Source organism: Mycoplasma sp. 1781 (assembly GCF_053851675.1).
Map to the genome: position 1 here is coordinate 1 of NZ_JBSQBC010000014.1, position 20787 is coordinate 20787.

General features: G+C 30.2%; 13 protein-coding genes. 10 read left to right on the forward strand and 3 right to left on the reverse strand.

The genetic code is table 4. From position 1 onward, the window contains the following. The 9 genes from rpoB to rpmE all read left to right on the forward strand — a co-directional run. Window positions 1-2049, forward strand: a 2049-nt coding sequence (gene rpoB / locus ACWXVP_RS02730; RefSeq protein ID WP_456012945.1) for a DNA-directed RNA polymerase subunit beta, incomplete at its 5' end; no start/stop codon positions are given. Beyond that, the gene (locus ACWXVP_RS02735) at window positions 2049-6509 is read left to right on the forward strand and encodes a DNA-directed RNA polymerase subunit beta' (RefSeq protein WP_438340304.1); all 4461 of its coding nucleotides are present in this window, start codon (window positions 2049-2051) and stop codon (window positions 6507-6509) included. The genes rpoB and ACWXVP_RS02735, both read left to right, overlap by 1 nt. Window positions 6510-6677: 168 nt before the next feature. Next, window positions 6678-6980 (forward strand): 50S ribosomal protein L21, encoded by a 303-nt coding sequence (gene rplU / locus ACWXVP_RS02740; protein ID WP_438340303.1) that lies wholly within the window; start codon window positions 6678-6680, stop codon window positions 6978-6980. Window positions 6981-6983: 3 nt separating this feature from the next. Further along, window positions 6984-7244 carry a 50S ribosomal protein L27 gene (rpmA, locus tag ACWXVP_RS02745; protein ID WP_456012946.1) on the forward strand — a complete coding sequence of 87 codons (261 nt, stop codon included), beginning with the start codon at window positions 6984-6986 and terminating at the stop codon, window positions 7242-7244. A gap of 99 nt (window positions 7245-7343) precedes the next feature. Further along, window positions 7344-7832, forward strand: a complete 489-nt coding sequence (locus ACWXVP_RS02750; protein WP_455966474.1) for an MSC_0623 family F1-like ATPase-associated protein — start codon at window positions 7344-7346, stop codon at window positions 7830-7832. Then, on the forward strand, window positions 7822-9366 hold the full coding sequence (locus ACWXVP_RS02755) for an MSC_0619 family F1-like ATPase alpha subunit (RefSeq protein WP_455993610.1): 1545 nt from the start codon (window positions 7822-7824) through the stop codon (window positions 9364-9366). The genes ACWXVP_RS02750 and ACWXVP_RS02755 overlap by 11 nt, the downstream gene beginning before the upstream one ends. Further along, the gene (locus ACWXVP_RS02760; protein WP_456012948.1) at window positions 9366-10742 is read left to right on the forward strand and encodes an MSC_0618 family F1-like ATPase beta subunit; all 1377 of its coding nucleotides are present in this window, start codon (window positions 9366-9368) and stop codon (window positions 10740-10742) included. Before ACWXVP_RS02755 ends, ACWXVP_RS02760 begins: the two co-directional genes overlap by 1 nt. Window positions 10743-11328: 586 nt before the next feature. Beyond that, on the forward strand, window positions 11329-13710 hold the full coding sequence (locus ACWXVP_RS02765; RefSeq protein ID WP_456012949.1) for a phosphoketolase family protein: 2382 nt from the start codon (window positions 11329-11331) through the stop codon (window positions 13708-13710). A 72-nt stretch (window positions 13711-13782) separates the two neighbouring features. Continuing rightward, window positions 13783-13992, forward strand: a complete 210-nt coding sequence (gene rpmE, locus ACWXVP_RS02770) for a 50S ribosomal protein L31 (protein ID WP_438340297.1) — start codon at window positions 13783-13785, stop codon at window positions 13990-13992. A gap of 62 nt (window positions 13993-14054) precedes the next feature. Here rpmE and ACWXVP_RS02775 read toward each other — a convergent pair whose 3' ends face one another. From ACWXVP_RS02775 to ileS, 3 genes are all read right to left on the reverse strand, one after another. Next, window positions 14055-14294, reverse strand: a complete 240-nt coding sequence (locus ACWXVP_RS02775) for a hypothetical protein (protein WP_444704768.1) — start codon at window positions 14292-14294, stop codon at window positions 14055-14057. An 82-nt stretch (window positions 14295-14376) separates the two neighbouring features. Then, a complete protein-coding gene (locus ACWXVP_RS02780) occupies window positions 14377-14961 on the reverse strand; it encodes a signal peptidase II (RefSeq protein WP_456012951.1) in 585 nt (194 codons plus the stop codon). Continuing rightward, window positions 14948-17623: an isoleucine--tRNA ligase gene (gene ileS / locus ACWXVP_RS02785; protein WP_456012953.1), complete on the reverse strand. Its 2676-nt coding sequence runs from the start codon at window positions 17621-17623 to the stop codon at window positions 14948-14950. The genes ACWXVP_RS02780 and ileS overlap by 14 nt, the downstream gene beginning before the upstream one ends. A 149-nt stretch (window positions 17624-17772) precedes the next feature. Here ileS and leuS point away from each other — a divergent pair, with 149 nt between their 5' ends. Continuing rightward, window positions 17773-20178 carry a leucine--tRNA ligase gene (gene leuS, locus ACWXVP_RS02790; protein WP_438340293.1) on the forward strand — a complete coding sequence of 802 codons (2406 nt, stop codon included), beginning with the start codon at window positions 17773-17775 and terminating at the stop codon, window positions 20176-20178. Window positions 20179-20787: the final 609 nt, after the last annotated feature.

The window sequence follows — 20787 nt, forward strand, 5'->3', positions numbered from 1 at the left end:
AACAAACGTCGTATTACCTCGCTGGGGCCAAGAGGTCTAAACCGTGATACCGCTCAATTTGAGGTTCGTGATGTTCACCCTACCCATTATGGAAGAATTTGCCCAATCGAAACTCCTGAAGGGCCGAATATTGGACTTATTCTTAATCTTGCATCATTCGCAGACATTGATAAATACGGATTTATTAAATCGCCATATTTTAAGGTTGAAAACAAAAAGGTAGATTTTTCAAGTCCGCACTATTTAACAGCCATCGAAGAAGCTGGGTATACATTTGCGCAATCAACCGTCAATATTGAAAATGATATAATTGTGGATAAAATGGTAATGGTTCGTCGTGATAATGAATATCTTGAAGTCCCAGCTAATGAAGTTAATTTTGTTGGGGTTTCAAACCGTCAAATGACCTCGATTGCTGCTTCTGCTATTCCCTTTTTAGAAAATGATGACGCTAACCGGGCATTAATGGGTTCTAATATGCAACGTCAAGCTGTACCTGTATTATTCCCTGAAGCTCCATTAGTTGCAACTGGTGTTGAAGCTGATATTGCTAAATATTCTTCAACAAACATTATTGCTAAATATGATGGTGTGGTATCTTATGTTGATGCTAACGTTATCATCATTAAGAGAGATGAAAGTAATAAGAAAGATGAATACCATTTAAGAACTTTCGAGAGATCTAATCAAGGTACCTTAATTCATCAGGTTCCATTAGTTAAGGTAGGTCAAAGTGTTAAAACTGGAGATTTACTGGTTGATGGTCCATCAATGAAAAATGGTGAAATGGCATTAGGCAAGAATGTTTTGGTCGGTTTTACAACATGGCATGGTTTTAATTATGAGGATGCTGTTGTTTTATCAGAAAGACTAGTTAAGGATGATGTTTATACTTCGATTCACATTGAAGAACAAACTATTCAATTTAGACATTCAAAAGCCGGTGAAGATATTTTAACAACTGATATTCCTAATGTTTCAAACCACTCAAAGCGTTTCTTAGATGATAACGGTATCGTTAGAGTTGGTTCTGAAGTTTCTGCAGGTGATATTTTGGTTGGTAGAACATCGCCAAAAGGTGAAGAAAACCCAACTCCTGAGGAAAAACTGATGGGAGCTATCTTTGGACAAAAGACTGCTTCAAAAAAGGATACATCACTAAAAGTTAAACATGGTCATAATGGCACAGTTGTTGCTGTTGATGTTTTAAGTCGTGAATTTGGCGATGTTCTAGAAGACGGTATTGAAAAGATTGTTAAAGTCTCAATTGCCCAAAAGAGAAAAATTAAAGTTGGGGACAAGATGGCAGGTCGTCATGGTAATAAAGGCGTTGTTTCCGTTGTTTTACCAGTTGAGGAAATGCCTTATTTAGAAGATGGTACTCCATTGGATATTGTTCTTAACCCTCAAGGTGTTCCATCACGGATGAATATTGGACAAGTTCTAGAATTGCACCTTGGCTTAGCTGCGCAAAAATTAAATACAAAATTTGTTACTCCAACATTTGATGGAATTACTCATAATCAAATTAAAGAAATTCTTGAAGAAGCAAAAATTAATCCATCAGGTAAATCTGTTGTGTATGATGGCCGTACTGGTGAACCATTTGATCAACCAATATCGGTTGGGATAATGTACTATTTAAAACTATATCATATGGTTGATGATAAAATGCATGCTCGTTCAGTTGGACCATATTCATTAATTACGCAACAACCGCTTGGTGGTAAGTCGCAAAATGGTGGGCAAAGATTCGGGGAAATGGAAACATGAGCCATCGAATCATATGGTGCAGCAAATTTATTACAAGAACTATTAACATATAAGTCAGATAATATTAATGGACGTAATCAGCTTTATAACTCGCTCGCAAGAAAAACAAAGTTGCCAAAGCCAGGTATGCCTGAGTCGTTTAATGTTTTGGCATATGAGCTAAGAGGTTTGTGCATCAAACTTGAAACTCATGATGATTCACGAGAAGAAAATGAGCTTGAATATGAAAGAATTGATACTAAATATCAACAAGATTGAGATGGGGGAGCAGAATAATGAAAAACAATGCAAAATTCGATTTATTAGATGAATCAAAAATTAGAAAAATTTCTTTATCATTAGCTACTCCTGAGGATGTTGAATCTTGATCGCATGGGGAAGTTACAAAACCAGAAACTATTAACTATAAATCATATAAACCTGAACGTGGTGGTTTGTTTGATGAAATTATTTTTGGACCAATGATAGATTATCGTTGTCCTACTTGTGGTTATAAATATAAGAAAATAAATGAAGGTTCATATTGCACAAGAACTGATTTGTGTCGTAAAGAAAATGTTCAAATCTTGCCTAAAATAGCACGTAGAAATCATATGGGGCATATTAAGTTAAATAGCCCTGTTGTTCATTTTTGGTTTTTTAAGGTTGACCATTCAATTATTTATAAATTATTAGGTTTAAGAATTTCGAGTCAAAATTCATCTGAAACAGTTAGAAGAGAGGAACTTGAAAATCTTATTTATTATAAAAATCATATTGTTGTAGAAGATGGTGGACTTAAATCATTACCTAAAAACTTAATAATCGAAATCAATGATGCTGCTGTTATATATAAAGAAGCATTGGATGAATTATTAACACGTTTTGATCCAAAAAATCCAGACCACAAAGAAGCTTATGATGAAATTTCAGAAACAATTGAGCAATTGGTTGAAAAAGCAACCTCAAAAATTGGTCAAGAATATGGAATTGACTTTTATGAATTAAATGATATCATCCAACATTACTCAGACGCAAAAATTATGACTGGGGCAAGAGCTATTGAGTATCTATTGAAGAATTTAGATCTAGTCGCCGAAAAAGCTTATGTAACAGAGCAAATTAATCAACTCAATTTACAAGAATCTAAAAATCCCGAAAAGTTTGCAACTACTACTAAACAAAATAGGGAAAAATTATATAAGAGATTGCAAGTTATTAACGCGTTTATTGAATCAAAACAATCGCCAACAAATATGCTAATTTACAATTTACCAGTTATTCCGGCTGATCTTAGACCATTAATTCAATTGGATGGTGGTAGACACTCAACAAGTGATATAAATGAGCTATATCGTAGAGTTATTATTAGAAATAATCGTTTACAAGAATGACAAGAAAAAGATGCTCCTGAACTCGTAACGCAAAACGAATTACGTATGGTTCAAGAAGCCGTTGATGCTTTAATTGATAATCAAAGAAGAACCCCTAACCCTGTTTTATCAAAGGACAATCGTCCATTTAAATCTATTTCAGATGCACTAACAGGTAAAAAAGGACGTTTTAGACAGAATTTACTTGGAAAACGTGTAGACTATTCTGGCCGTTCTGTTATTGTTGTTGGACCAAATTTAAAGATGCATCAATGTGGTATTCCAAGAGAGATGGCTGCAAAATTATTTGAGCCATGAATTATTGCTCGTTTAATTGATCAACAGGTTGCAACAACTGTTAAAAATGCTAAGAAAATAATTGAAGATCAAAATCCAATTATTTGACCTCATGTCGCTGAAGCAATTAAAGGAAAACTAGTACTTCTTAACCGTGCTCCTACGCTTCACCGTTTGTCTATCCAAGCATTTGAACCGGTTTTAGTTAGAGGAAAGGCTATAAGATTACACCCTTTAGTATGTACCCCTTTTAATGCCGATTTTGATGGTGACCAAATGGCTGTTCATGTGCCTATTTCGGAACAATCATTATTGGAAAGTCGTGAATTGATGCTTGCCAATAAAAATATTCTAGGCCCTAAGGATGGAGAACCTATTATTAATCCTTCACAAGATATGATTTTGGGTTTATATTATTTAACAATTGAACAAAAAGATGCTAAGGGCGAAGGAAGAGTCTTTGACAATTATGATCACATGATAAGGAACCTTGAGGCTAAAAAAGTTTCTTTACATGCAAGGGTAGCATTACCTGCTGAAGAGGTAAAAAACTCTAAAATATTTAATAAAAATACAATTAATCAACAACTTTATGTTATTTCAACAGTTGGTAAATTTATTTTTAATAATGTGTTTCCAAAAGATTTTCCTTTTATCTTTGATAATAAAGTAATAAAGGCAATTAATTTAGAGGAATATAAGAATGAGTTTAATAAAACATATGTAGTTAAAGCTGGTATAAATATTCCTGAATATATTAAGACCTTACCATTGCTAGATGCCTTTAATAAAAAGAATATTGCCAAGATTATTCGCTACATGTTTGATAACTATGTTGCAACAATAAGCATAGCGGAAGTTGCTAGCGTTATTGATAAAATTAATGATTTGCAAGATTCGGATATTGTTTTAGAATTTCTAAAATTAAAAACCTACAAGGGCCAAAATCTTGAAAGAGAACATGCAGATTTATTGACTGAATTTGTTTTAGAAGAAAAACAAAAATTAAATTTAGAAAATGAAGAGAGATACCGCGGACAAATTCATATTCCATTAAGTGCTAAAGAGAAAGCTAAATTGTTAGACAAGGTTTGATTTAAATATACAAATATTGTTGCTTCTATTCTTGACGATATTAAACAACTTGGCTTTGATTATTCAACTACTTCAGGTATTTCTATTTCCTTCTCGGATATTTTAGAAACTGAAAAGAAAAAAGAATATATCGCTGAAGGTGATGAATATATTGCTAAATTAAAAAACTATTACAAATTAGGTTATATAACTGATGATGATAGATACTCGTTAACTATTAAAAAATGAGCTGAAATCAAAGATAAAATCCAACAAGAATTGCAAACAATCATCAAAGAAAATCCACAAAACCCAGTTATCACTATGATTAACTCAGGTGCTCGTGGAAACATTTCAAACTATGTTCAATTAGCTGGTATGCGTGGATTGATGGCTAACAATACAAAAACCACTAAAGCTGATGCTAAAAATGATAGGGTTGTTCGTTCGACCGTTGAAGTTCCCGTTAAGTCATCATTTATCGAGGGCCTAACCGCATTTGAATTCTATTCGTCAACCCACGGTGCTAGAAAAGGTCTTACTGATACTGCACTTAATACTGCTAAATCAGGTTATTTAACAAGAAGATTGGTTGATGTTGCTCAAAATATTGTGGTTAGAGAAGAAAATTGTGGTTCGGAATATGGATTTTTAGCTAGAAATATCATTGATACTAAAACAAAACAAATTATTGTATCTCTAAAAGAAAGAATAATTGGTCGATTTTCAAATAAGCCAATTTATGATAAAGAAGGTAATTTGATTTGTAGCCGAAACATCTTAATTACTAATAAGATAGCACAAAAAATTATTGATGCTGGTATTGAAGAAGTTGAAATTAGATCGATCCTTGGATGTAACACTCGTAATGGTGTATGTAAAATGTGTTTTGGTAAGGACTTAGCAACAAACCGTGTTGTTAATATTGGTGAAGCAGTAGGTATCATAGCTGCTCAATCAATTGGTGAACCTGGTACACAGCTAACTATGCGTACATTCCATACTGGTGGGGTTGCTGGTGTTGAAGATATTACTGGCGGTTTTACTAGATTAATTGAATTAATTGATGCTCATGAACAACCATGAGGTAGACCAGCAACAATTTCGCCATATCAAGGTATTGTAGTTGATATTGAAAAACTTGAAAAATCTGATAACGATTATGTTGTTTATATCGAAATTCTGAATAATAAAAATCAAATTGAAACTAGATCTATTTTAGTTAATACTAATAAGAAATTAAGAGTTTCTATTGGTGATGATGTTAAAGTCGGCCAAAAGCTTTCAGAAGGCCCAATTATTCTAAAAGAGTTATTAGCACTAACTGATGTTAGAACAGTCCAAAATTACTTACTAAAAGAAATTCAAAGAATTTATCGTATTCAAGGTATTGCTATTAGTGATAAATATATTGAAATTATTATTAGACAAATGATGTCTAAAATTGTTATTAGTGATCCTGGAGATTCAAAATTCTTTGCTGGTGCTATTGTTGATATCTTTGATTATCAAGAAGAAAATTCGTTATTATTATCTCAAAACAAAATTCCAGCATATGGAAGTGTTGTTATTAAAGGTGCTAAACAAGTTCCGCTGTTGTCTGATTCGTTTTTGGCTGCCGCTTCATATCAAGAAACTTCGAAAATTCTTGTTAATGCTGCCATTTCTTCTAGAACAGATAATTTAAGTGGTCTAAAAGAAAATATTATTGTTGGAAAGAAAATCCCTTCAGGAACTGCACTATATTCATTTGAAGAACATTCTAAATACGATATTAAACCATCGATTAAATACTTTACAAATTTCGATGAAAACGAAGAACAAGACGATATTGAATTAGGCGATGAAAATATGATTGATTTAGATACTTTGACGCAAGAATATGATGAAGAAGGTCTTAGCGACAAAGGCTTTGTTAATGACTTTGCTGATGATTTTTATGACAATGAAGATTTTGAGACTGATGATAATGAATCAGAAGAATTTGATGATAATAAAATAGATTACGAATAATTAATTAGAATAAGGACAAGGAATAATTTCCTTGTTTTTTTATTTTGCCGAAATATACGCAAATTTGTGGTAAAATAATCAAGTTACTTATAGAGTAACCATTCTAAACAGGTTTTTAAACTTTTTAAAAGTACCTCAAAGATGTGACAAAATATAAGGAGATTTTAAATGTTTGCAATTATCGAAACAGGTGGTAAACAATTAATCGTTAAAAAAGGCGATTCTATTTATATCGAAAAAATCGATGGAAATGCAGGGGACAAGGTTGTTTTTGATAAAGTTTTAGCAGTCGAAAATAAAATTGGAACTCCATATTTAGAAGCTGCTTCTGTTTTAGGTATCATTGAAAAACAAGGGAAAGCAAAGAAAATTGTTGTTTATAGACACAATGCTAAATCAACTCATAAACGTAAATTAGGTCACCGTCAACCTTATACAAAAGTTCAAATTGCAGAAATTAAGGAGAAATAAGACATGGCACATACGAAATCTGGTGGAACAACCTCGAATAGTAGAGACTCGGCTGGTAGAAGATTAGGAGTTAAGGCTACTGATGGACAATTTGTAACAGCCGGAAGCATTATTTATAGACAAAGAGGAACAAAAATCTTTCCTGGCAATAATGTAGGCAAAGGAAAAGATGATACATTATTTGCTTTAATAGATGGTATTGTAAAATTCGAAAATAGAATTAATAAAAAATTTGCTTCAGTATATCCTATTGTAGAAAAATAATGGCTTTGCTATTATTTTTTTATTATCAATTCCTAAATTATTAGGAAATTATGGTTATAATAATGTTGTTTTATTATTTAACTTATTTTAAGGAGAAAAATGCCTGAAAAAAAATCTATATTAATAGATGGAAATAAAGATAGAATTTTGTTCTGGTTTGAAGATCAAAAAAATCAAAATGAAATTAAATTAATTGATTTTAATAAACTTATTTCAACTATTTTATTTAAAGGTAATTTTAATACAAAGGATTCCCGTGTAATTGACTTTCTAGAGAGAATTAAGAAATCACTTATGGATTATCTACCTATAAAATTTGCCAATTTTATTGTTAACTTCGAAGAAAACGCTATATTTAGCATTTATAAAAAAGTTCCATTAATTTATGCGAATAATGAAGAATTTGAATGAAATAATGACTTCGAAAAATTATATAATGAGATTCTTAAGGACCTAATAAAAGATGGATATTATGTTGAATTCTTGCCTAACATTATTTTATATTTCTCAGACATAGCAGGAATTTTGAAGTTATATATTAAAAAAAGTTATTTTATGAATAATAAAGGAGAAGAAAATGGAAAATAGTAATGCTAAACCAAATAAAAATCCCAAGATAATTTCTATTTTTGGTTATATTGTTGAAGTATCAGGACAATTTCCTTATGAACAAGGACAACAATTTGTTTGCGAAAGAGATACAAATATTAAATTAATTCTTATTAGTGCTACAAATGATCACGCGTTTTTATTAGCTAATAATGAAAATAAAGAGTTAAAAATTAATGATACAATAATCGCTACCCAAAAGCGTGATGTATTTACTTCAAAACAACATTTTGGAAATGTAGTCGATATTTTTGGAGATGTTGTTTTACCTAAAAAGCTTGCTGTTGAAAAACAAAAAAATGATCCTGAAAGTGCCACATTTAAACTTGCTCATCAATTAATGAGTGTTCAAACATTAAATGAGCAACTATATACAGGATTCACATCAATAGATTTATTAATTCCTATCGGAAAAGGACAACGTGAATTAATTATTGGGGATAGACAAACCGGAAAAACTCACATAGCAATTAATGTTATCTTAAATCAAGCAAAAACCAATACCAAGTGTGTTTATGTTGCAATTGGACAAAAAAGAGAAAGCATATCTAAAATTTATAATACCTTAAAAGAACATGATGCCTTAAAAAATACTATTATTGTTGATGCGCCTGCTACTAGTGCATACGAGCAATATCTAGCTCCATATGTAGGTATGGCTCATGCTGAAAACATTTCATTAACTGATGATGTTGTTATTATATTTGATGACTTAACAAAGCATGCTAATATTATTCGAGAAATTGCTTTATTAACTGATAAGCCTGTTGGTAAGGAAGCAATGCCTGGCGACATATTTTTTGCTCATTCACAATTATTAGAACGTGCTGGTTCATTTAAAAATAGAAAAACAATTACTGCTTTGCCAATTTTACAAACTATTGATGGCGATATAACTTCATTAATTTCTTCTAATGTTATATCAATTACTGATGGTCAAATTGTAACTAGCGCTGACTTATTTTCTCAAGGTGTTTTACCGGCTATCAATATTAATTTATCAGTTTCAAGAACTGGTTCATCAGTACAAAATAGAATTATGTCAAAGGTAGCTTCAGAAGTAGGTAAAATCTTTAAACAATATAAGAGACATTTAAAGCTTGCTGCTCTTGATTATGAATTGAATAAAGAAACCGCAACATTATTGTACAAAGGAAAAATGATTGATAAGATGTTTATCCAAAAAGGATATACATTATATTCGAATAAATTTGTTTTATTGATGTCTAAACTAATTTCATGAACTATATTACATGGAATTAAGGATGAAGAAAAAGCGCTAAGATTTATCGATCTTTTAATTGAAACAAATCAGGAAGCTAAAAATGCTTATAATACTATGCAAACAAGTACAGATTATGATGATAAGATTATGAAAAACTTTTTTGCATATGCTTTAAAACAATATTCAGATTATTTAAATTTAGGATGAGATGTTGAATATGAACATGAGTTTGTTGAATTTAGTAAGGAATATTTAGAATTAGTTGCTAAAAAGTTAGGAGATAAATAATGGGAAAAATAGTTAAATTATGATCTGACATTATTGAAGTTAAATTTAATAAAAAAGAGTTGCCATTAGTTAATCAATTACTAACAACGAATGACGGCAAAACTTATTTATTGGTAAAAAGAATTATTGATGAGGAAACAATTAGAGCTATTATTATCTATTCTTCAAAAGAAATTAACATCAATGATGAAATTATTAATACCAAACAAAGTTTTATGGTTCCAGTTGGTTCAGGTTCCAAAAATAATATCTATTCATTTGAGGGAAAACCGTTACTTGAAAAACGTGGAACAAAACCTATATATATTGAAATGAATTCAATTATTAATAACGATCGCTATCTAGAGAGTAATCTAGAAATAGTTGAAACAGGAATTAAGGCAATTGACTTCTTTATGCCAATTATTAAAGGATATAAATTGGGTATATTTGGTGGCGCCGGTGTTGGTAAAACTGTTTTAATGAAGGAAATTATTTTTAATGTTAATAAAAAATCAACAAAGACTTCAAATATTTTTATTGGTTCCGGAGAAAGATCACGTGAAGCTATTGAATTATTTGATGAGTTAGAATCATCAAATTTAATGAAGAATTCAGTAATGTATATTTCAAAAATGAATGAATCACCAGGAGCTAGAATGTCGATTGTACCAATTGGTATTACAGCTGCCGAATATTTAAGAGATTATGAAAAAGATGATGTCTTATTATTTATTGATAATATTTATCGTTTTATTCAGGCTGAAAATGAGGTTTCTGCTTCATTGGGTAAAAAACCTTCTGTAGGTGGTTATCAATCTACATTAGAATCAGATGTTGCTAATGTTGAAAATAGATTATTTAGAAACAAAAATGGGTCAATAACATCATTCCAAACTATTTTCTTGCCAATGGATGATTTAAGTGATCCATCAGCCGTTGCAGTATTTAACCACCTTGATGGTAATCTTGTTTTATCGCATAATCAAACCTCAAAAAATATTATCCCTGCTTTTGACCCTCTAGCTTCTTCATCACACTCTGTTGATGAAAAAATTATTGGTAAAGCACACTTTGACGCTATCATAGAAACAAAAAGAATTTTAAAAGCATATAAAGACCTTGAAGATGTTATTTTGATTCTAGGATTTGATGAGTTAGATGAACAAAGTAAGAATACAGTTAAAAAGGCTCTTCAATTGGAAAATTTCTTTACTCAAAACTTCTTCATGACTGAACACTTTACAAAATCTCCCGGTGTTTATGTTTCGTTGGAAGATACAATAAAATCTATTCAAAGAATTTTAGATGGTAAATATTTAAAACAAAGTCCCGAAATTTTTGCTTATGTTGGTTCAAATCTAGATATTCCGACTGATGAGGAATTAGGATTATAAAATTACTTGCTTTTGTTGAACATAGATAAAAAATCCAGTCACATTTGTGCTTGGATTTTTTTAATTAGTTGCTAATAGGAAATAGCTAAAAGAAAAAAAGAAGAAGAAATAAGAGGTTTGAGTTCTTTGTTTATTGATTATGTAAAAAAAGAAATTGTAATAGAGATACGCCAAACATTGTGTTTCATATATTGAAACATCAAAAAATTAAATTATATTTATTTATCAGTTGTAATTCATCACAAAACAAATAAAATTCTCAATTAAAATTTATTTTCAGTAAATGGTCTAGATTTAGTTATTAAACATATGTTAAAAAAATGGCTTTTTATAACTAAAAACTATTGTAGAAAATTATAATAAATTGATATAACAAAAAAGATTACAGTTGTCATTAAATCAAGAAACTCTACATACGCTTTTTTGGAGAAATTGACAATAAAATGTGTTTTTAAAAAAATGACTATGTTTATTGTAGGGCATTTTTTGTTTTTATGTATGATTAGCTATTAACCCCTTTACTTCTTAATAAATTGATGTAAAATATTATTACTATATTTTTTGCAAAAATATATTATGGAGGAATATGAATAGTAATTTTGATAAAAAAGAATATTTTGAATTAATGGATAAGTGATTTAGAGCAGCTAATTATCTAAGTGTTGCTCAAATCTATTTAAGAAACAATCCATTATTAAAAAAAGAATTAACAAAAGATGATATTAAATTATATCCTATTGGTCACTGAGGAACAATTCCTGGACAAAATTTTATTTATACCCATTTAAACCGTGTTATTAATAAATATGATTTAAATATGTTTTATATAGAGGGTCCTGGACATGGCGGCCAAGTCATGATATCTAACTCATATTTGGATGGTTCTTATTCAGAAATTTATCCCCAAATTTCACAGGATGAAAAAGGGATACAACGAATGTGCAAGCGTTTTTCATTTCCTGGTGGAACAGCAAGTCACGCCGCTCCTGAAACACCTGGATCAATTCATGAAGGTGGAGAGTTAGGCTATTCATTGTCGCATGCAACAGGAGCAATATTGGATAATCCTGGTGTGATTGCGGCTGCGGTTATAGGCGATGGTGAGGCCGAAACTGGGCCCCTTTGTGCTGGATGATTTTCAAATTCGTTTATTAATCCAGTGAATGATGGCGTTGTTCTTCCTATCGTTCATCTAAATGGTGGGAAAATTTCTAATCCAACTCTTTTAGCAAGAAAACCAAGAAAGGAAATTGAACAATATTTTTTAGGTTTAGGTTGAAAGCCATATTTCTTTGAATGAAGTGGTAATAAAACTAGTGTTGAAATTCATCAAGAAATGGCTAAAATCATGGATCAAGCTATTGAAGATATTCTAAATATTAAGGCTAAGGCAGAATTAGTCGGGCCAAATAATGTAACAAGACCATTATGGCCTATGCTAGTTGTTAGAACCCCGAAAGGTTGGACATGTCCAAAAGATTGAGATGGACAAGAAATTGAAGGCAGTTTTAGAGCACATCAAGTGCCCTTGCCTGTTAGTGCTTTTAATGTTACTCACATTAAAGAGTTAGAAAAGTGACTAAAATCATATAAACCTGAAGAACTTTTTGATGAAAACGGAACTATTCTAGCTGAAATTAAAAACCTGGCTCCAAAAGGTAAGCAAAGAATGGCAACAAATCCAATAACAAACGGAGGAATCAATTCACGCTATCTAGATTTATCTCCCTGAGAAAAATTTGCTACTAGTGTTGAATATCCTGGTAAAAATAAAGGGCAGGATATGGTTGAGCTAGGAAAATATATGGCTGATGTTGTAACAAAAAATCCTGATAATTTTAGGGTCTTTGGTCCTGATGAAACAAAATCAAATAAATTATTTGAACTTTTTAGAGTTACTAAGCGTCAATGATTAGAGGAATATTCGGACAAATATGATGAATTTGTTGGTCCTGTTGGTAGAATTATTGATTCACAATTAAGTGAGCACCAGGCTGAAGGCTTTTTAGAAGGTTATGTTTTGACTGGACGCCATGGTTTTTTTGCTTCATATGAATCATTCTTACGGGTTATCGATTCAATGTTAACTCAGCATATGAAGTGATTAAAGAAGTCTTTAGAATTGAAATGAAGAAATGATTATCCATCTCTAAATATTATTGCAACTTCAACAGCATTTCAACAAGATCATAATGGTTATACGCACCAGGATCCTGGCCTTTTAGGCCATCTTGCCGACAAACGTCCTGAATTAATAAGAGAATATTTGCCTGCAGATTCTAATACACTTTTGGCTGTTATGGAAAAATCATTAACTGAAAGAAATGTTATTAATCTAATTGTTGCTTCTAAGCAACCGCGAGAACAATTTTTCAATATCGATGAAGCAAAAGAACTTGTTGAAAAAGGCTATAAGGTTATTGATTGAGCTTCAAATGTTAAGGAAACAGAAACGCCTGATATTGTCTTTGCATCATCTGGTGTTGAACCGAACCTAGAAACACTAGCAGCAATTTCTATTGTTCATAGTCATTTTCCTAAGCTTAAAATCAAGTATATTAATGTTGTTGATTTATTAAAATTAAGAAATCCTAAGATCGATCCACGTGGAATTAGTGACGAGGAATTTGATAAGGCATTTACAAGAGATAAACTAGTTGTGTTTTCTTTCCATGGATTTGAAGGTTTAATAAGAGATATATTCTTTGATCGAACAAATCACAATTTAATTATTCATGGTTATCGTGAAAATGGTGATATAACAACTAGTTTTGATATCAGACAATTAAGTGAAATGGATAGATATCACATTGCTAAAGATGCAATAGAGAAATTATATGGTTCTAAGGAACAAAATTTTATCGATTTAATGAATAAAAAAATACAAGAACATAATGAATATATTCATGAATTTGGCTACGATATGCCAGAAGTTGTTGAGTGAAAATGAAAAAATATTAATGAGTAAAAATAACGCTTTTATGTTATAATTTTTGCTAGTTAATTAACTTCAATAAATAATATATAAGGAGCATATTCTATGAAAAAGGAAATTCATCCAAAATATTCTGAAATTCATGCAACATGTTCATCGTGTAGCACAGATTTTATTTTTGGTTCAACCGCTGAAAAAGTATCTTTAGATGTTTGCTCTAATTGTCATGCATTCTACACCGGAAATCGTACAGACGTTAAGGCACGTGGTCGTGTAGAAAGATTTAACAAGATATTAGAAAAATCAAAAAAATAAGTACTTATTTCAAAAAAGAAGATTAATAAATAAAAAACTAGGAAAGTTTCCTAGTTTTTTATTTATAAGCAGTAATGAAAGCCAACATTGAAGCCAATGTTATTATCAGTATCTTCCCATTTTGCATTGAAATCTTTGGTTTTAATTTCGCCCTTTGAAGAATTTACTGATCTTATTAGGCCTACGGTAGAGCTTATTGCTGAGGTGATTATTGGAATTGCTCCTAATATAGAAGTAATTAAGGCTGATATAGCAAATCCGCCAGCAATTTCATCACATTCTTTTTCACTTAATTTTTTCATTTTTCCTCCCTATAAATTTTTAATTTATAAACTTGGAAATATAACAAATATATGAAAAAAGAGCGAAAAAAATAAGGTTTAGTTAAACCTTATTTTCGTCTTTTGTTAGTTTGTTCTTTTTATAATGTTTTATTCAATGTATGGTTACAATCGATAAAACCACACCTATTGCTCCTAAAACTAATCAAATATCAGCAAAATTTAAAACACCTTGGTTTGCTCACGGAAAATTCATAATATCTCTTACGCCACCGAATATAAATCTATCAATCATATTACCCATAGATCCAGCACTTACTAAACCAAGAAAAATAGTTATGCATATTGAATGCTTTTCTCTAACAAAAGTTACGCCTCATAGTGAACCTAAAATAATGGCAAAACTAAATGTGTGCAAGACTGGCAAATTGCTTTCAAAAAAACCTAACGTAGTGCCAGCGTGAAAAACTGATTTAAAGATTATAAATTTGTTGCCGATTTCATAGTCTAGATCTGGAGATAATATGCTTTTATCTTTTCATCTAAAAATATATTCCTTTGTAAGTTGGTCTATTAATAAGAAAATAAATAATGCTCCCAAAAAAATTGCTATGTTAACAAGAATGAATTTTCAATTTGTTTTTCAATATTCTTTTGAAAAGTATTTTTCCTTTTTATTTTCTTGCATCAATAACCTCCTCGCATCTAAAGCAAATTTCATTTTTAAAACTAAATTGATCTTTTTCAAAGTGATTTCAACATCTTAGACATTTATATGATTCGCGTTTTTCAACCTTCATTTCGTTTCCGATGGTTAATTTAGCAATCATTAGTAATTTAGCTAGTGGTAATGATTTTATGAATTCTGATTTAGTTGTAATAGTTACAAATGCTTCGTTTTGTCTCTTAATTTCTTGCAATTTAATCTTTTCTTCAATTAATCTATAAACTTCGTCTTTTAGATCAAAAAATTCTTGTCATTTATCGCTTAGCTTTGTTGAAAAAGTTTTATTTAGATTTCATTTTAATAAGTGTACAGATTCTTGCTTATTAGGTTCGTTATAATATTGATATACTTCCTCCATAGTTGTTGGAAGTATAGGAGCAAGTATTTGCAATAAAGTTTTAATGGTTTTGGCAAAAACGGTTTGAACTTGTCTTCTTTCATAGTTATCTTGTTTATTTAGATATAAAATATCTTTTGTAATTGTGATGTAGTAAGAACTTAAATCAATGATAAAATTATTTACTTCTTTAATAACATTTACAAATTTATAATTTTCATAAAAGGATAGAACTTTAGCTTCCAAGTTATTTATTTTTTCAAACATTAATGCATGAATAGATTCAAGACTAACATAATTAAAATCAAAGTCAAATAGTGCTCCTAGCATAAATTTGATTGTATTTCTTAATTTACGATAAATTTCGACATTTTGTTCCAAAATCTTATTATCAATTGTAATATCGGCCGTGTATTCAGAGTTTGCAGCTCATAATCTTAAAATATCTGAACCATATTTTTTTACTATTTCTAGCGGGTCAACCGTATTTCCTAATGATTTAGACATCTTGCGCCCCTTGCCATCGAGGGTAAAACCATGCGATAGAAATGACTTAAAGGGACTTTTATTTCTTCAAGCAACCGAATTTATCATTGAGCTATTAAATCAACCACGATATTGGTCTGAACCTTCAAGATATAAGTCAAATGGTGCTTCAATAGCAGCTGGTTTAACGCCTAGTGAAGTTGATCCTGAATCAAATCAAACATCCATAATATCATTTTCCTTAGTGTATCCAAGTTTTTGATATTTTTCAGGTAATAATTCGTCCGCTGTTTTTTCATATCATATGTTTGAGCCATGTTTTTCTATAAGATTTATGACATAGTCAAATATTTCTTCTTCCAATATTGGATTTTTGTTTTTGTCATAAAAAACAATAATAGGAACACCTCAACTTCGTTGTCTTGAAATACATCAAGTATCGCGATTTTCAAGCATTAATTCAAGACGGTTTTTTGATCACTCGTTATATGTTTTAACATTATTTATTTCATTTAGAATTTTATCTTTAATCTTTTTAACGGATACAAATCACTGAGGAGTGGCGCGATACATAATTGGAAGATGGGTTCTTCAATCATGAGGATATGAGTGTTTTATCTTTTTGAATCCAAGCAACAAATTATTTTCCTCTAAGAAATTACCAATTAATGGATTAGCATCATCATAGAAAATGTTCTTAAATTGAAGTGCTTTTTCATTTAATGTCCCATCATCATTGACGTGCATAATTTTTTCAAGGTTGTTTTTATTTCCAATAATAAAATCATCTTCGCCAAATAAAGGTGCCATATGGACTAATCCTGACCCATTTTCAAGTGTAACATGGTGTCCCTCAACGACTGGACAAATTAGTTTATTAATTGGACTTTCGTATTTTATTCCTAATAAGTCTTTACCTTTGAAACTGCTTCCAATAATTTCATATTTTTCTCATTTACATTGTTGAGCAACTGATTCAACTAGGCCTTCGGCTAAAATGTAAGTAGTATTATTAACTTTTATTTTGATGTATTCAAATTCTGAATTGATAGCTACACCTGAATTTGCAATTAATGTTCACGGAGTAGTTGTTCATATAATTAGTTTTTCATCCTTACAAACAATATTATTGCCTTCTGTAATCTTAAAGGCAACAAATATTGATGGTGAAATATGGTCTGCGTATTCAACTTCAGCTTCTGCTAGGGCAGATTGTGAAGAAGGCGATCAATATATTGGTTTTAGGTCCTTGTATATCAAACCATCAAATAGCATTTTTTTAAAAAGTCTTAATTGTTGTGCTTCAAATCTTTTATCTAAAGTAACATAAATTTCTTTAAAATCAGTTAGCAATGAAAGCTTTTTAAATTGTTCCATTTGTTTTGCAACCTGACTTAGCGCATACTCTTCACATGCTCTTCTTAGTTCCACAACTGAAAAATCTTTTGCAGTCATTTTTCGCTCTACTAACATTTTGTGTTCAATAGGAAGCCCGTGAGTATCTCAGCCGGGTGTAAATGGAGCATAAAAGCCTTGCATATTTTTGAATCGTACAATTATGTCCTTAAGGATTTTATTTAACGCATGACCAACATGAATATTCCCATTCCCATATGGAGGTCCATCATGCAAAACAAATGTTTTATTCCCTTTGTTGGAAGCTAAAATTTTTTGATATAGTTGTTCATCTTCTCATTTTTTTTGGAAGATAATTTCCTTATCAGCAAGATTTGCTTTCATTGAGAATTCTGTTTGTGGCATTAATAATGTGTCTTTATAATCTTTACTTTCTTCAGCCATATTTTTTCCTTTATTGTTTTGTTGTATTACAGTTAAAAATAATATATTAAATTTTACAATAATTTATATAAAAACAGTGCTAATGTTTTTTGCAAGAAATTAAACAACATTATATTTGTAAAAAAAGATATTAATGTAAAATTAATAACATGTATAACCATAAACTAATAGAAAAAAAATGACAAGATTTTTGAGAACAAAATAGATCATTTAAGACAACAAAAAAAAGCAATAAAAAGGCCTATATTCTTGATATGTTCCCATATCCTTCGGGGTCTGGTTTACATGTTGGACATCTTGAAGGCTATACTGCAACAGATATAATTTCACGTTACAAAAGATTAAACGGATTTGATGTATTGCATCCAATTGGCTGAGATGCTTTTGGGTTACCTGCTGAGCAATATGCAATTAAGACTGGAAACCACCCAGCCCCCTTCACAATAAAAAATATTAATAACTTTCGTAGACAATTAAAACTAATGGGATTTTCATATGATTATGATAAAGAAATTAATACTACTGATCCCAAGTTTTATATTTGAACTCAATGAATTTTTAAGGAATTATATAAGCATGGACTTGCTTCAATTGAGGAAATTGACGTTAATTGATGCGAAGGATTGGGCACAGTATTGGCCAACGAAGAAATTATTGAAATTAATGGGCAAAAAGTTTCGGAGCGCGGTAATTTTCCTGTCGTCAAGAAGCCGATGAAGCAATGAGTCCTAAAGATCACTAAATATGCTGATAAACTCTTAGAGGGATTGGCTAGCCTTGATTGACCTGAAAGTTTAAAATTATTACAAAAAAATTGAATCGGAAAATCACAAGGTCATATTGTTAGATGAAATCTTAAAAATTCAAAGAAAAATATTGCAACTTTCACAACCAGATTAGATACTATCTATGGTGTTTCATCGATTATTATTAGTCCTGAGCATCCATTGCTTTTAGAAATTTGTACAGATGAATATAAGAAATTAATTATCGATTATATAAATATAACAAAAACAAAAAACGACCTCGAAAGAACACAACTTAATAAAGACAAGACAGGTTTGTTCACTGGGGCATATGTTAGTCATCCCCTAACAAATGAAAATATTCCGGTTTGAGTTTCTGACTATGTTTTAATGAGTTATGGCGAAGGAGCAATAATGTCTGTTCCTGCTCATGATGCCAGGGATTATGAGTTTGCAAGAAAATATAATCTAACTATTAAACAAGTATTAGAAGCGGAGAAGTTACCGTTTGTTGACGATTCTAAACATATTAATTCTGATATCGCAAACGGCCTTAAAAAAGCACAAGCAACAGAAGTTATTTATCATAAATTAAATGCGATGGGTGTCGTTGATAATAAAACTAATTTTAAATTGAGAGATTGAGTATTTTCACGTCAACGATATTGGGGCGAACCGTTTCCGGTTTTATTTGATGAAAATAATAAAATTTATTTAGTTGATAATTTAGTAAAACTTCCTGAGGTTAATAATATTAAAGCATCAGGCTCAACAGAAGGACCGCTTGCCAACATTAAGGATTGATTATATGTTGAAGTTGATAATAAGATATATCGACATGATACTAATGTAATGCCCCAATGAGCAGGGTCTAGTTGATATTTCCTGGCCTATATTTTAAAAAATGATGACGGAACATATTTACCGCTTGATAGTCAAGAAGCAAAGGAAAGATTTAATCAATGGTTGCCAGTGGATTTATACATTGGCGGCCAAGAGCATGCCGTATTACACTTATTATATGCTAGATTTTGACATAGATTTTTATATGATTTAGGCATTGTCAATACCAAGGAACCATTTCAAAAGTTAATAAACCAAGGTTTAATTTTAGGACCAGATGGACAAAAAATGTCAAAATCTCTTGGCAATGTCATCAATCCTGATGGTCTAGTTGAATCACATGGTGCTGATGCCCTAAGGTTATATGAGATGTTTATGGGCCCCTTAACTGAGTCAAAGTCATGAAATACAGATTCTCTCAACGGAATTAGAAAATGACTCGATAGAATTTATCTTATTGTTGATAAATTAAGAAAAAACATCGATATAACTGACGAAAATCAGGAACTTGATAGCAATATTAATCAACTTATTTTGGATATTAGTGAAAATATTGAAAAATATAAGTTTAATATAGCAATAAGCAAGTTTATGGTCTTTATTAATTTTCTTGCGAATATTGAAAAAATTAATTCATTAGAAATTATTAAAAACTTTGCTATTTTATTTTCACCCTTCGCTCCTCATATAGCAGAAGAATTTTTGGAAATGATTGGTGAAAAATCGATATTTTACCAAAAATGGCCAATTGCCAAAACTAATTTAATTATTGAAAAAAATCCGCAAATTGGTGTACAAATTAACGGAAAGTTGCGTGGTCAGTTAGAAATTCGACCAATTTGGAATAATGATGAAATTGTTACGCAGGCAATGCAGCTTGATTCAATTAAGAAATGATTAAAAGACAAGCAAGTGATTAAAGTTATTTATATTGAAAATAAAATATTGAACATTCTAATTAAATAAAGAAATTTAGATAATAACCAAAAATAAGAATACATTAGGCAAAATAAAATAATTAGACTCAAGTCAAAAATAATGATTTGAGTTTTTTATTATTTTATTTCGTGCATTAATTATTATAAATGCCTCTAGTGAAACAAAAAATAAGTATAATCAAGGCCGATAACATATATTATTAAAGGTATATATTTTTTAAAAATGAAATATCGGTTAAAAAATTCTTAAATATTAATATATAAACTATTTATTTTATGTTTAATTTAAGCTTAATTTGTGACTTTCATTTTTTTATTAATATGTATTAATGAATTATTTATGTTTTTATTTGCATTGGTTTATGGCAGTATAAAACTTTAGTTTTTTTAAGCCTAAAATTAGAAATATTATACAAAAATTAAGTGATGAAAAAAAGTGTATAGTAAGTTAAATTAGCCATAAATTTTTAATTTAAAATATGATTTTTCTTTAAAAAAAGCGCTATTTTTTTTTTTTTTTTGGTTGGTCATATAATTATAAAAAATACTAAATTGAAAGGAAAAAAAATGAAAAAAAGCAAATTACTTTTTTTAGGATTTTTGCCTGTTTTGGCAACACCAATTATAGCTCTATCAT